This is a genomic window from Mesorhizobium sp. M0185 (genome assembly GCF_040322175.1).
Classification (GTDB): domain Bacteria; phylum Pseudomonadota; class Alphaproteobacteria; order Rhizobiales; family Rhizobiaceae; genus Mesorhizobium.
Genome location: NZ_JAMYSY010000058.1, coordinates 19,277 through 33,270 on the forward strand (window position 1 = coordinate 19,277; position 13,994 = coordinate 33,270).

The window sequence follows — 13,994 nt, forward strand, 5'->3', positions numbered from 1 at the left end:
CAGAAGCATCTGTTCAGCCTCGCCCGTCGCGCTTCGATGATCGGTTCCAGTGCAGGCTCCAGACGCTGTTCTCTGCATCGGACCGGAACAGCTTGGCGCGGATCGGCTGCGTAAAGGACGGGTCGTCAATTGAGACGGAGAGGTAACCCCCAGCCTTGTCTCCGGCGCGGTCCCAAGCCGCACCGACCGCCATCCCTTCGCAATAGATCAGATGGTCGGGCGCGTTTTCGGTTTTGGATTTCTCGGCAGGCAGAATGGCAATCTTCGCCTCGATTGTTAGCGTGGAGAGATTGCCGAAGAAGCCGTCATCATTGCGCGTGAAGGTTCCGATCTGGGTCATTGCAGTGCTCCTTTCATGGGTGTTAGTGCGCGCCGAGCCGAGCCGTCACGGCTCGCTAGCAAGGGGATCGTTGGTGATATCCAGCACCGGAGTGGTGCGCTCCGTGGTCCAGACGGGAACCGCACGGCCAACGATCGATGAGAGCGGGAGCGGGCCGAAATAGCGGCTGTCAAAACTGTCGGCTGCACCCGGGTTCATAAGGAAGACGTCGGCCTCGGCAATGTCGCGGCAGCCCTGCCAGATGGGCAGGGCTCGACCGCGCCTGTCACGCTCGCGCGCATGTCCATACGTCTTGCCGTTGACGATGATGGTTGTGCCTTGGCGACAGACGGTTGCGCCCCCGAGTGCCAAAATACGCTTCAGGAGCGGCACATTTTTCGGCAGATACCCGCGTCTTGCCATGAAGGCCGCCAATGGCTCGGGCGGCATGATGACGGCGATATTGGCAATACCGATTTTGTCGGCCGGCTGGACGCGATAGAGCCCGACGGGGATGCTCGCCGATGCATTCCAGATGGACAGCGGCGGATGGCTAATCCATGCCGGCGCCGCGGCGAGCACTACGCCGCCAACCATCGTGGCGATGATCTTTGTGCGCTTGCTCATGACCCGATCCCGGGGCGCAGCAGGCAAGTTTTACGACGCTTGGCCGTGTATGGACTCGGCTGCTCGCGTGCGGCTATCCGGCTGTGGACGTGCCGCCGTTTACGCGGCGACATGAAGGTCAGGGTTTGCTGCTGTTTCGCCGCTACCAGGCGGCGCGGTTGCAATCTCCTGGCTTGCGCGTGGATGGTTTGCGACGCAGCCCAGACCAGGATGGCAGCGTCCCAAATCGTTGCCATGCCGTGCACACCTGCCGCCTCAACGCAGGTCGATTCTTCGCGCGCATGAGAGTGGATCGGTGTCAGGTGGCGGGATTTCACCAACAAGACGAGCTGCCACGCCACGACGTCCCGCGTGCCGGGTGGAGGGAAGCCGGATGAGGGGACATGAGGCAGCGCAAATTGCTGCTGAACGGTCTCGCGATACTGCATTTTCGGTGCGCCACAGATCAGGAGCTGCGGTCGCGCCTGCCGACATAGGCGGGCGCGCGGGCTGCATGGGGTTTTGCCGGCGGAACATAGGTCGCGTTGGCATCGCTGGTGGAGGTGCGTGCGCCCAGCTCTATCCAGGCGTGCAGGTCGTTGATGTCGTAGAGAACGCGCCCGCCGACCTTTCGGTATTTTGGGCCGGTGCCGTAGGTCCGGTGCTTTTCGAGTGTGCGGCCGCAGAGCCCGACGATGGGTGCTGCCTCCTTCGTGCGCAAATACTTTTGGGGCGCGTCCGCGGGACCCTTCGACATCGCTCGATCTCCATTCGGTTCTGCTGTCGTCCTGGCCTGCCGGGACGCGCGAAGTGGACCATGATCGAAATGAGGAAAGGCGAGGGAGGGCAAAGATTGGGGGGCGCGTTTTTGCTACCCCGAAGAAGGACTTCGGCGGCCGGACTTTTCGCTGCGGTTGTGGGGGTAGAAGAGAAGATCGCGATAGCCGCCGGCGACTAAAAAAGCTGCACGGCGTAAGATAGCTCGGACCTTGTGGCGGAGGTGATGATCACGCCAATCTCGCGGCACAATCGGCTCTTGCGAAAACAGCACCTCCGCGAGCTGACGATAGGTTGCACCCGTGCGGTGACCATCATGTGCGCGTAAATTGAGGATATGCCTGGTCTTGGTCTGTTGCGGCAGCGCGCCGTAAGATGGACTGGCTGCCCGGCCGTTCAGTGCGCGCCAGAACCGGCGCGCTGCATCGAGCCGCGTCTCGAATGCAGCATCGAGCGGCAGAAGGATAGCGTTGAATTCACCTGCGCGGTCATCAGCGACGAGATGACTTTTCCCAATTAAGGTAGACCAAATAATGTGAAGGCCTTCGTCCTGCGGCCAAACGCTGGCTCCGGCAAGGCTGGAAGGTCGAACTGTTTGATGGGATGCAGATACCCGCATGACCCGGAGCACGCGCGGCGAGGCCTGTTCCGTCCAGATGATATTGTCAGCTTTCGGAAGTCCGGCACCGGCAGTTTTGAAATCGCGCGCCCCAACGGGCGGCGAGATCGGGCTGACCGGCAGGTTCTCCAGAACCAGCGAGTTGCGATGCAAGCTGGCTGCACTCTGCCACGAATTCGTCATTCCGGATCAGATACTCGGCAGCGAACTCCGTAGCCTGGTAGCTGCACATGTGTGCATACGCCGCCGGATCGGTCCAATCGCCTTGCACTGTTCCTGTCCTCTCCGCGTACCCGGATGTGAGGCGTCGGCATCAACATTCCCGGCGGATAAGGAAGTTGAATAGTTGGAGAGTCGGCAAACCATTATGCTGACTCAGCAAAGTGGAGCGCCGGCCCGCGTCAGTGCGGAGCGCCGCCAGCGAGAAGATATCGGTAGCCGCTGGTCGTCATCCATCGCGCGCGGGCAAGATGGGTCTCCCAGGACCGGAACGCTCGTTCCGGCTCCTGCTCCGGGTCTATATGCAAGACGATCCTGGCCACCTCTCGCCAATCGGCATCTTCCGCTGCCGCGTCAAGGAGGCGAATGTAGGTGAGCAGACGCTCCTCGTCATAGCCGGTCAGGACCGGGGCATCCGGCGCAATGTCGGCGACATCAGGATCGAGCAGCGGTTTAAGCATGGTATTTGACCGTTCATATTTCGATCGCGATCTCGAAGGAGCCGTCCTTTAGATCGAGCACCAATCATAGCGAATAGGAACGATCATTCCTAGAACGATAGTTCCCTTTCTGGTCCCTAATCCGTCATGAATCTCAAGGAGATCATGGCGGCCAACATGCGTCGTCTGCGCCATGACCAGAACGTGACGCAGGAGGAACTGGCCGCCCGCTCTGGACTGAGCATGCGTTACGTCGGATCGATCGAGCGCGCTCGGGTCTCGGCCAGCATCAGTGTTCTTGGGAGGATCGCAACTGCGCTGAATGTGGACCCATGCGAGTTGATCAGAAAATCGGCACCGTGAGTTGACGCGGGAAACACCGCGAATTTTCGATGATCGGCGAGGCAACATGCAGGAATGAAGTCTCCAGTCGCGAACACGACAGGTAGTCGCCCCAAGTCCGACGGAGCTGGTTGCGCAGCGACTGCGCTCATCTTGTCGTGAAAAGGAGGACGGCCCCGCCCTGTTCGTCCGGGCGGAGCCTTGGTCGGGGCCTTACTCCGCGTTGCGGCGGCCGTTGGGGCGCGACCAGATGAGGCTGTAGCCTTCGCCTTCTTCATCGTTGAAGAGGTTGGCGTAGATCGGAGCAGCGAAGCTCGGATCGTCCAGCTTCACGCCGAGATAGTCGCGGCCGTCATTGGAGCGCTTGGACCATGCGGCGCCGATCTCGACCCGCCCGACGAAGACACGGTGGCTGGGGGCGCTGTCGCCAGAGCGGTTGGTCTCGGGCACGACCCGGACGTTCTTGGTCTGGAGCGAGAGAGTGACGATTTCGCCGGTGAACTCGTTGTTGCCGGTCCTCTTGAAGGTTCCGATTATCGCCATGAGTTTTCTCCTTGAACTCTGTTTCGAGCCCGCACCATTGCGGCCTCGATGGCGATCGGCGGGCCGGAGGCGATCGACGCCGCATCGCTTGCGACCGCAGCGCCAGCGGAGGATGGCAGCCAAGCGACTTTGTTGTTTGGCGAGGAATGACGGCGCAGCCGGCAGGGGAAGAAAGTCGATCGGCGCCATTGCGGCTTAGGCGATCGAGGCGCAGCCGACCTTCGGCCAGATCAGCCCATTAAAGAGGCCGTTTGGAGCGGCCCACCAGATAGAGACATCAACGGAGAACCTGGCGATACCGTCGCTGGCGAAATCCCGGCTACGACGATCACCGGCGTCGATGCTCCTCTGTACAGGCATCGCGAAGTCGCAAGCTGTTGTCGGCACCGCGCTTAAGACACGCACGTGATGGTCAAAGTCACGGCTGACGTGCATCACCGGATATCCGCTATCTTTGGAACGAGACGGCACGCCGTGGTGGATTCGAACTGTGCGTCGCGCGATGCCGTGTCAGCGACAACGCTAACAATGTGACGGCCGGTCAGAAAAAAGCATCCTGCCCACGCCGGTTGTTCTGTGAGTTCGCCCAGATCCAGCCCTGTTCGGTTGAACGGGCGTCGTTATTCGCAGCTGTGATGCCAGCTGCGACGCAGCTGAAACGTTGACGGCAAGCGTGACGGCGTCGCGCGCCTTTGCTAGAGCGCGCGGACTTGAGTATCGCAAAAGACGGGCGGCGCCGGGAGCCGGAGATACGGCATCCCGGGCCAAGCACTCCAGCGAGCTGCAAATACAGTATGCGCTGCCCGACCGCGGCCGTATCGTACAATCGAAAAAAGGTAGGGGCGGGCAGCGCTTACGCGCCGCCTCCCTTGGGGCGGAAGTCGAGGACTGGGATGCCGAGCTTCTTTGCCTTGTCTGCAAGATTGTCCTGAATTCCGGTCCCGGGAAAGACGATGACGCCTATTGGCAGCACCTCCAGCATTGCGTCATTGCGCTTGAACGGGGCGGCTTTGGCATGCTTTGTCCAATCAGGGGCAAAGCCGATTTGGGGTACCTTGCGGTGGTCTGCCCAACAGGAGGCGATCTTTTCGCCACCCTTCGGCGATTTCCCATGCATCAAGACCATGTCGGGATGCCTGGCGTGGACCTGGTCGAGCTTGGCCCAGATCAGCTGGTGGTCATTGAAGTCGAGCCCAGCGGTGAAGGCGATTTTCGGGCCAGGTGGCAGAAGGACTTCCTGCGAGGCGCGTTTCTTGGCGCTGAGAAAGTCGCGGCTGTCGATCAGCGCAGAGGTCATGTTGCGGTGGTTGACCATCGATCCGCTGCGCGGTCGCCAACTCGATCCGGTGTGGCGCTCGTAGTGATCCGCGGCCTGATCACGCATCAGTTCGAAGGCGCTTTGGCGTTCGATCAGCGTCTGCCCTTCGGCCGTCAGGCGTTCCAGCTCGACGGATTTCACTTCGCTGCCGTCCTGCTCACGCTGGCTGCGGCGTTGCGCCTGCTCGTTGTGGTCGAGTTCGCGCTCGATCCGATCTGCGGCGCGGTGAAAGATGTTGACGGTCGACCACAGAAGATCGTCGAGATCGGGCTCGAGGCGAGTGTCTTGCAGTGCCACGATGAGGGCGTCGAAGATGTCGGCGATCGCGCCGGCGACGCAGTGGCCCTCTGGAAGCGGTCGAGGATCAGGCTCATCCGCGAAGGGTCGGTAGCCATAGAGCTGGAGTTCGGTGAGGACGTGGTCGATGGGTGAAGACGAGTGCTGTGGTTCGTAGTCGTCATGCTCGCTCATTGGATGCTCCGCCGGTTGGACCGCGACCCTCGCGGCCTTCATGGCGACGGAAGCCGGCGGACGGGACGGACCTGCACCCGCAGCGAAGCGAAGGGCCGGAGTGTCAGCGGAGGAGGGTGAAGGCCGGCTATTTTGCTTCGCGATGGAAAGCGCTCCCTTGGGGAGCGCGCCGGAAAATAGTCGGCCGAAGACATTGCGGGTCCGGGTCGTTTGCTGGCCGATCGCCCTCTCGAAGGCCCGCAGGCGCGGTTCTCTCCGACTTCAGGAGCATCCAAGCGATGCAAGCGACAGCGGACAGATTGTTTCGTTCCGAGTTATCCCGCCACTGCCATGAAACGGGTGATGTCCTGCGGGGCGAGCTGAACACGGACTGCTGCTCGAACGGCATCCACGCCTAGCGTACAGAGATCTTCGTTGAGGTCCCCAAGTGCCGGCGAGAGCACGACCGGCTCGATCCCGGCAGCATTCGCTCTTTCGATCAAGGTGTCACGCGCGCCGTTACCGGCTGGATCGGCGTCGCGCACGATGTAGAGCCGTCTCAGCGTGAGGGGGAACAGCATGGCAGCAAGATGGGCGGCCGAAAGTGCCGCTGCCATAGCCATATCGGGCAGGATGCACCGAAGCGACAAGACGGTCTCGATGCCTTCGCCGCCCGCCATGACGTCGCCCGGCAGGCCAAAGCGAACCGCGTGACCGAGAAGATCGCCCATCGCGCGCCTCGGCGTACCGACCGATGCCTTGCCCCTGCCGGAAGGATCAAGCCAGGTGCGATGTGCGCCAGTCAAATGGCCGTCGAGATCGGTGACGGAAGCGATCATCGCCGGCCAGGTCTCAGTCGGCGCGTGTTCGTCGGGCCGGTAGTAGCAGCGCGGGTGAAAACGCAGGCTTCCGGTCCCGTGCAAAGCGGTAATACTGCGGTTGCGCAGATACGCCTCTACGACCGTACCCGCAATCGGCTGCGACATCGCAAACAGCCGACGCGCTGCCTCCGATGATCCGGATGGCGTGTCTACCGATTTCGGCCGGGGAGAAATCTGCTCTGGTTCGGGATGCGGCAAGCCGAGAAATGTCATTGCTTCATTCGCAACGTCCTTGAAGTTGCTGAAGCCGCGGCTTTCGCGGATGACGTCTAGAAGGTCGCCATGCTCGCCAGTCGCCGCATCGGCCCACTTGCCGGCTGCTCCTTTTCCGTTCGCTGACCCGACGAGACGCACGAACATTGAGCGGCCCGGCGTGTTTTGCACATCGCCGACAAGCCAGTAGCGGCCCTCGCGATGCCCGTTCGAAAGATAGTAGCGACAAACCGCCTCAGCCTGCTGGCCGAGGCGGTGCGCCAGTTCTGACGCATCGTGGCGGGCCATCACGCACCCTCCCGCGTGTCGATGCGCTGGACTGGATAGCCCTTCAGCAACTTGCCCAGAATTGCGGGTCCAGATGCGTCGGCGGGCACGAACATGCGCAGCTTCCAGGAGATGATCTCTCGGAAGAGGCCGTAAGCCGAAAGACGGTCGCGCATTGTGTCGTTGAAGCCCGTCAGCTCGATTCGGCTAACGCCCATGAGGCGGCTGCGCCGAAGCTGCAGACCATCAGCGAGGTCGAGGATCGTTCGACCGCCCAGTAGCGCAACGAAAGCATCACTGGCTGTGATCGAAGGCGAGCTTGTTGCCAGTGCGCCCGCGATCCATGCTGGCGGGACCTGACGACCGATGATGCGCTCGCCATCGTCAGTCTGGAGCCGGTACACACGTGAGAATTCCCTAGGCAGACGCTTCCAGATCGGCAGCAGCATGCCGGCAACGACATGGATAGTGCTGTCCGTGAACTCGGGCACGTCAGCCGTCTCGGCACTCCAGGCGTCAGCGAACGCAGCCTGCTCAGCCTCAACCCAGTGGCTCTCCGCCATCATCTTCAATGAGGCCTGATGGTGCTCCATCGGCCGGATCAGCCGGACGCGCCATTCGATCTCGCCGTTGTCGAGCATGAGTGCGGGCGCTGGCACCTGTACGGCGGCGCGGCCGGATCGGTTGTTGACCAGGAGCTTCGCGCGGGGATCGTGAAGCTGGGCAAGGGCATCGGCAAGTGAAACGGGTCGATTGCGCTTGCGCTGGGCGATGGTCAGCAGTCGCGTTTCCGCACCGGTGGCCGCATGGACATGGATGACGCGTCGCTCGGTGACGACGAAGCTCTCGGCACGCAGTGTTTCCAAGCCGATGTCGTAGGCACCGGAGGCAATGGCGCCCTCGATTTTCGCATTTAGCAATTGTTCGAAGGCTGTAAACAGGACGGTTTGAAGTGCGATGGTAAGCGCCAGCAGCCGATTGAGGAAGGTCGTGATCGGTGGCAGCTCGTCCTTGATGCCGGTGGACTCCGTCAGTGTGAGGCCGGTCGCTTCCTCGAACATCTGGAGTGAGCAGCCGTCCACCTTGCCGCGAACCAGCAGCAGGTAAAGCTGCCGCAGCGCGTCGCGGGCATAGTGCGACTCCAGATTGTCCTCAGGGCGAAATAGGCCCTGACCGCCGGTCTGGCGCTGGCCGCGCGTAATGGCGCCCAATGTGTCGAGCCGCCGGGCTATCGTCGAGAGAAAGCGCTTCTCAGCCTTCACATCGGTCGCAACCGGCCGGAACAGCGGCGGCTGCGCCTGGTTCGTGCGGTTGGTGCGCCCCAAGCCCTGGATGGCGGCATCGGCCCTCCAGCCCGGCTCAAGCAGATAGTGAACTCGAAGGCGGCGGTTCTTCGCAGTGAGATCAGCGTGATAGCTGCGGCCAGTGCCACCGGCGTCGGAAAACACCAATATGCGCTTACAGTCATCCATGAATGCCTGTGCCTCGGCGAAATTGGCCGATCCGGCGCGGTTTTCGACGACAAGGCGATCGATGCCTCGAGTGCTGGTCTTGCGAACGACGCGGCGCGACCGGCCTGTCACTTCCGCTACGAGGTCGGTGCCGAAGCGCTGTACGATCTGATCGAGTGCCCCCGGGACGGGGGCCAGTGAAGCGAGTTGCTCGATGAGGCGATCGCGGCGGGCGACCGCTTCGCGGCTCTCGACGGGCTGGCCGTCGCGATAGACCGGACGTGACGACAAATTGCCTTCGCTGTCGGTGAACGGCTCGTAGAGTTGCACGGGGAAGGAATGCTGCAGATACGAGAGGACATATTCGCGCGGCGTGATGTCGACGCGAACGTCGTTCCATTCCTCGGTTGGAATTTCCGCGAGGCGCCGTTCCATCAGTGCCTCGCCGGTCGAGACGATCTGGATGACGGCGGCATGGCCTTGATGGAGATCGCGCTCGATCGAGCGTATCAGGGTCGGCGTCTTCATGCCGGTGAGCAAATGCCCGAAGAAGCGCTGTTTCGTGCTCTCGAAAGCCGAACGTGCAGCCGACTTTGCCTGACGGTTCAGTGTCCCGGTCTCGCCTGTGACGTTGGCGGCCCGCATTGCGGCGTCGAGATTGTTATGAATGACGCTAAACGCTCCGGCATAGGCGTCGTAGATGCGGGTCTGCTCGGAGGTAAGCTGGTGCTCGACCAGCTCGTATTCGACACCATCGTACGAGAGCGATCGGGCCGTGTAGAGACCGAGTGCGCGAAGGTCTCGGGCCAGCACTTCCATGGCGGCAACGCCGCCGGCCTCGATCGTCTCGACAAATTCGGCCCTGGTCGCGAAGGGCAAATCCTCACCACCCCACAGGCCCAAACGCTGCGCGTAGGCGAGGTTGTGGACGGTGGTTGCGCCCGTCGCCGAGACATAGACGACGCGGGCGTTCGGCAGGGCGTTTTGGAGGCGGAGCCCGGCGCGTCCCTGCTGTGAGGCGGCGACGTCGCCGCGTTCTCCCTTGCCGCCTGCGGCGTTCTGCATGGCGTGGCTCTCGTCGAAAATGATCACTCCGTCGAATTCGGTGCCCAACCATTCGACGATCTGCCGCACGCGCGAGACCTTCTCACCGCGTTCGTCGGAGCGCAGCGTGGCGTAGGTGGTGAATAGGACCCCTTGATCGAGGCGGATGGCCTTGCCCTGCGGGAACCGCGACAGCGGCGTGACCAGCAGGCGCTCCATGCCGAGAGCAGACCAGTCGCGCTGGGCGTCTTCGATCAGCTTGTCGGATTTGGAGATCCACACCGCCTTGCGGCGGCCCTGCATCCAACTATCCAGGATGATGCCGGCCGACTGGCGGCCCTTGCCGGCGCCCGTCCCGTCGCCGAGCATGAAGCCCCGGCGGAATCGCACGGCGTGCGCGGCATCGTCGCGCGCGGCAGAGACAAGATCGAAGGTCTCGTCCACCATCCAGGAACCGGCGAGGAACTCCGAATGGGCCTCGCCGGCATAGATGACTGTTTCTAGCTGCGCGTCGGACAAGAGGCCGTCGCTGACAACCTTGGCAGGAAGAATCGGCCGGTAGCTCGGCTTCGGCGGAGCAACGGATGCCATCGCCGCCGATTGAACCAGCTTGGTCGGATGCGGATGGGCGCCCGGAATGCGGATCGCCTGCAACCCGTACTCCTCATAGATGCCATCGGTGATGTGCCTACTTTCGGCAGGCCTCCAGTCCAAAGTCTCGTAAGCAAGCTCGGCGCCTTCCGGCTCGGCGAGGCTGCGCACCGGAGAGGAAGCCGCGGATCTGGCGAGATCACCGCGCACGGTGCGGGCTGTGGGCCCCAGTGCCTTGACGGCGGGCGCAAAAGTCGAAGCGCTGACCGGCAGCCGTGCGGGAACGTGCTCGCCAATCCTGGCGATCAGTGTGGCGACATCGGGCGCCGTGCCGGCTGATGCTGGAAAGCTGCCTGGATTGTCGGCCGGCAGTTTGTCGATGACGGTTAGCCACGGGTCTCGACGGTGGTGCCATGCCTGGCGTAGACGGCGCCGTCGATCGCGGCGGTGAACACCACGCGACCGCGCTCCTGGAGCCTGACGAAGGACTCGCGCCAGATGGGCAGCTCTGGGGAAAAATTTGCGCCAGTGATTGCGACAAGCCGCCCGCCCTCGGCGAGCCGGGCCAGCGCAGAGGCGACGTGACGATAGGCAGCGTCGGACACGCGACCCGAGACATTGGCCAGAACCGAGAACGGCGGGTTCATCAGCACGACGCTCGGCACAATGCCGGGATTGAGATAATCATCGATCTGCGCTGCGTTGAAGCGAGTGACGGGGATAGCCGGAAAGAGCAATGAGAGAAGCCCGGCGCGGGCCTCGGCCAGTTCGTTGAGCAGCAACGTGCTGCCGCTGATCTCGGCCAAAATAGCAAGTAACCCGGTGCCGGCGGAGGGCTCAAGCACGCGGTCGGCAGGGGTGATTGCCGCGGCAGTCACGGCCGCCAGACCGAGCGGAATGGGGGTGCTGAACTGCTGAAGCGCTTCGGTCTCTTCGGAGCGGCGCGTGTGAGTTGGGAACAGGCCGGCAATCTTGTCCAGCATCGGAAGTGCAGCGGCCGCAGAACCGGCTTTGCGGAAAAGCGACTTTCCGTATTTGCGCAGGAACAGCACCGTCGCGACTTCGCAAGCGTCATAGGCTGATTTCCAGTCCCATGCGCCGGACGCATCGGAGGCACCGAAGGCAGCTTCCATGGCCGAGCGAAGGCTCGAGGCGTCGACGCGCTGACCGCGTTCGAGATGGGGCAGAAGAAACTGCGCCGCGCTGTGGATGGCGGCAGCTGGTTCGACAGCCGGGGATGAGACAAGCGGAAGCGGCACTGCCGGAGCGGCAGTCTTCGAAGAAACATCAAGCATGGAGAAAACCTCGAGGAGAGCGGAACGGGAATGAACCGGGCGGCCCTCTCTCTCGACCAATCCGGCTCAAATCCGCCTTGGCCGGCCTCTCCCCTCTGGACTGCGGTCTTGCCGATAACGATCCTTCTTCGATCCAGGCGCTGCGCCGCTACCCGGTGTCAGCCCAACGACGACAGCGGCAACGCGGTTGGCAGCCCGGGGGCGATATCTTGGCAGGCAGTGGGGACGGCGGGGCAGCAGCCGCCGACCGAGAAGGACGCGGCAGAAGCGGCCAATTGGCTTTGCCCGTGTGCGAGAAAGTGAGCGCCCGGCAGGGGTAGGAAAGGGCGCCGCGCCGGCGGAACCCCGACCCCCGCGGCGATAAATTAAGCGGCCAATTGGGGGTAGCTGTGTTAAATAATCGCATACGGGGGAGAGAGGAATTCGGGCAGCTCTTCCCCATAGCCGTCGGCGCCGGCGCCGCTATCAGCGCCAGCACTGCCGTCGAGGTCGACCAGGCGCAGCGGCTCGGGCAGCCAGCCACTATCGGTCAGCAAGCGCTCGGCTTCCTTCGCCATATCACCCTTCTTCAGATGGTCGATAAGCTGTGCGGCCTGTTCCCCCTTCGCCTCTCGCACTGCCTCGAGAATGCGAGACTTGGTGATGCGGCCGAGATAGTTTTCGACTGTCGGTGTCCAGCCGGCGTCGACCATATCGAGACCGACCGCGCGTGCCAGTCGATCAGCTTGCGCGATCCGCTGCCGAACCCCGTGTGCCGAGATAGCGCCGCCATAGCGGTCGGCTTTCTCGTGGAGCGCGTTCACGCCGTAGCTGACGCAATGGGCGAGCAACGCCGCGCGGCTGGTCTCATCAAGTGAGGCGATCCAGTCCCAAAGTGCATCGTCCTCGGTCGGCAGGTCCGATTTCCAGGCCTCATGGCGTTCGGCCACCGATTTCGCCGAGGGGCTGTCCTTCAGGTCACCTGCCTGCAGAGGAAAGAAGACGTGACGGATCGAGGCCTCCAGGCACCCGTTCGTGGTGCGGTGCTGGAACGTGTCGGTGACCAGCTTGTGCAAGAGCGCTGTCATGGCGACGTGAGGGTTGCCGGCAACCGCATCGCGCAACGCCAGCGTCCGGCGTGCGGTCAACTCTGTCACCAGTCGGTCCGGCAGAGGCTTGACCGCATCGTCCTCGTCTTCCTCGCACTCGACTGCCTGGCCGCCAATGGTGACAACGGCGCGGTGCACCGACGAACTGTCGGCAGCCCCGGACCCGCCGTCCCTGTTCGATTCATTCGCGCCGTCGAATGACATCGGCGGCACGTCCTCAGGCCGGAGAAAGCCGCGGTCGACCGAGAGCGAGCCGTCGGCGTCGATGCTGACGAACGCGCCGGCGATGGCGATGTCGGCCGGATCGAACTGCCTTGGGCGCTTGTCGAAATTGGCGAGCGCGGTCTCGATTTCACCGAGTCGCTGATCGACGTCTTCGGGCAGCTCGTCAGCACCCTCAGATTCGGTTTCAAGCTTGGCATGCTCGGCGTTGAGGGCATCGATGGTAGCCTGCTCCTCGGCAGAGAGATCGAGCGGATCACTCTGCAGCTGATACAGCCCACGCGTTGCGTCGTAGGGGAAGCTGACAGCGACCTCGACCCACTTCCAACCCTCGGCTGCAACTTCCTGGGCAACCGCCTTGAGCTTCTCGGTGACCAGGCGGTCCAACAGCGCTGCATCCTGCAGCCAGCCGCCGTCATCCGACTGGAACAGGTCGTGCATGACGATACCACCCGCGGCCTCATAGGCGTCGGTCCCCACGAAGACGGCGCGCTTGTCGGAGGCGCGCACCGTCGTTTCGGTCAGCATGCGCCGGATTTGATAGGGCTCTTTCGACCAGGCATCCCTGATTGCCTCCCAGATCTGCTCCTGGCGAGCGCGGTCTTCAGAGACCGTGAAAGCCATGAGTTGCTCCAGCGTCATCCCGTCATCGGCATACACATCGAGCAGCACTGGGGAGACAGAAGCCAGCCTAAGCCGTTGCTTAACGACGTTGACCGGCACGAAGAAGGCTGCGGCAATCTCCTCCTCGCTCATGCCTTTTTGGCGCATGTCCTGGAAGGCGCGAAACTGATCGAGCGGGTGCAGCGGCGCTCGCTCAATGTTCTCGGCGAGCGACACCTCCTCGGCAACGATCGCGCTGTGACGGGCGCGCACGACACAGGGCACGAGGGCGGTCTTGGCGAGGCGCTTTTGCTTCACCAGCAGCTCAAGCGCGCGGAAGCGCCGGCCTCCGGCAGGTACCTCAAACATGCCAGTCTCGTTGCCGTCGCTGTCGACGACGGACAAGACGCTGAGGCTCTGGATCAAGCCGCGGCGGGCGATCGAGGCCGCAAGATCCTCGATCGAGACGCCGACCTTGACGCGCCGGACATTGGACTGGGAGAGCACCAGCTTGTTGAAGGGAATGTCGCGCGAGGACGACAGGGTGATCTTCTGAACGGCAGTAGCCATCGGGATGTACTCCGCGACGGGCGGCCGAGAGCCTCTCTCTCGACCTCCAAACCCGTCAGTGCGCCAAGCACAGCCCTCTAACTCTTTGACCAGAAAGGAGAAAAGCCGAGTTGGAAGACTAGCCACCAACATCTCC

The 13,994-nt window shown here is 62.8% G+C and carries 13 protein-coding genes and 1 pseudogene; 1 reads left to right on the plus strand and 13 read right to left on the minus strand.

Annotation, left to right across the window (positions count from 1 at the left end; translation table 11 throughout):
- Positions 1-13: 13 nt before the first annotated feature.
- From NKJ20_RS29610 to NKJ20_RS29640, 7 genes are all read right to left on the minus strand, one after another.
- Entirely contained in the window at positions 14-340 is a 327-nt protein-coding gene (locus tag NKJ20_RS29610) for a DUF736 domain-containing protein (protein ID WP_352748913.1), read from the minus strand.
- Between the two features lie 45 nt (positions 341-385).
- Positions 386-946 (minus strand): S26 family signal peptidase, encoded by a 561-nt coding sequence (locus tag NKJ20_RS29615; protein ID WP_352452156.1) that lies wholly within the window; start codon positions 944-946, stop codon positions 386-388.
- Entirely contained in the window at positions 943-1,374 is a 432-nt protein-coding gene (locus NKJ20_RS29620; protein ID WP_352748916.1) for a replication initiator protein A, read from the minus strand. Before NKJ20_RS29620 ends, NKJ20_RS29615 begins: the two co-directional genes overlap by 4 nt.
- A 17-nt stretch (positions 1,375-1,391) precedes the next feature.
- Positions 1,392-1,682 (minus strand): helix-turn-helix transcriptional regulator, encoded by a 291-nt coding sequence (locus NKJ20_RS29625; protein WP_352748919.1) that lies wholly within the window; start codon positions 1,680-1,682, stop codon positions 1,392-1,394.
- A 114-nt stretch (positions 1,683-1,796) separates the two neighbouring features.
- Positions 1,797-2,321 (minus strand): DUF2285 domain-containing protein, encoded by a 525-nt coding sequence (locus tag NKJ20_RS29630; protein WP_352452158.1) that lies wholly within the window; start codon positions 2,319-2,321, stop codon positions 1,797-1,799.
- 46 nt (positions 2,322-2,367) lie between these two features.
- Positions 2,368-2,553 (minus strand): transcriptional regulator domain-containing protein, encoded by a 186-nt coding sequence (locus NKJ20_RS29635; protein ID WP_352452199.1) that lies wholly within the window; start codon positions 2,551-2,553, stop codon positions 2,368-2,370.
- A 169-nt stretch (positions 2,554-2,722) separates the two neighbouring features.
- The gene (locus NKJ20_RS29640) at positions 2,723-3,001 is read right to left on the minus strand and encodes a DNA -binding domain-containing protein (protein WP_023674289.1); all 279 of its coding nucleotides are present in this window, start codon (positions 2,999-3,001) and stop codon (positions 2,723-2,725) included.
- Positions 3,002-3,127: 126 nt separating this feature from the next.
- Here NKJ20_RS29640 and NKJ20_RS29645 point away from each other — a divergent pair, with 126 nt between their 5' ends.
- Positions 3,128-3,343, plus strand: a complete 216-nt coding sequence (locus NKJ20_RS29645; RefSeq protein WP_023674290.1) for a helix-turn-helix domain-containing protein — start codon at positions 3,128-3,130, stop codon at positions 3,341-3,343.
- Between the two features lie 192 nt (positions 3,344-3,535).
- Here NKJ20_RS29645 and NKJ20_RS29650 read toward each other — a convergent pair whose 3' ends face one another.
- The 6 genes and pseudogenes from NKJ20_RS29650 to NKJ20_RS29675 form a co-directional block, all read right to left on the minus strand.
- Positions 3,536-3,865, minus strand: a complete 330-nt coding sequence (locus tag NKJ20_RS29650) for a DUF736 domain-containing protein (protein WP_352452159.1) — start codon at positions 3,863-3,865, stop codon at positions 3,536-3,538.
- A gap of 195 nt (positions 3,866-4,060) precedes the next feature.
- A complete protein-coding gene (locus NKJ20_RS29655) occupies positions 4,061-4,300 on the minus strand; it encodes a hypothetical protein (RefSeq protein ID WP_352745687.1) in 240 nt (79 codons plus the stop codon).
- A gap of 418 nt (positions 4,301-4,718) precedes the next feature.
- Complete coding sequence (locus NKJ20_RS29660; protein WP_352452161.1) at positions 4,719-5,654, minus strand: SLOG family protein; 936 nt, start codon at positions 5,652-5,654, stop codon at positions 4,719-4,721.
- Positions 5,655-5,968: 314 nt separating this feature from the next.
- A complete protein-coding gene (locus tag NKJ20_RS29665) occupies positions 5,969-7,015 on the minus strand; it encodes a DUF7146 domain-containing protein (RefSeq protein WP_352748923.1) in 1,047 nt (348 codons plus the stop codon).
- Positions 7,015-11,375: pseudogene (locus NKJ20_RS29670) on the minus strand (strawberry notch-like NTP hydrolase domain-containing protein). Before NKJ20_RS29670 ends, NKJ20_RS29665 begins: the two are co-directional and overlap by 1 nt.
- Positions 11,376-11,767: 392 nt before the next feature.
- On the minus strand, positions 11,768-13,858 hold the full coding sequence (locus NKJ20_RS29675; RefSeq protein WP_352748926.1) for a ParB/RepB/Spo0J family partition protein: 2,091 nt from the start codon (positions 13,856-13,858) through the stop codon (positions 11,768-11,770).
- Positions 13,859-13,994: the final 136 nt, after the last annotated feature.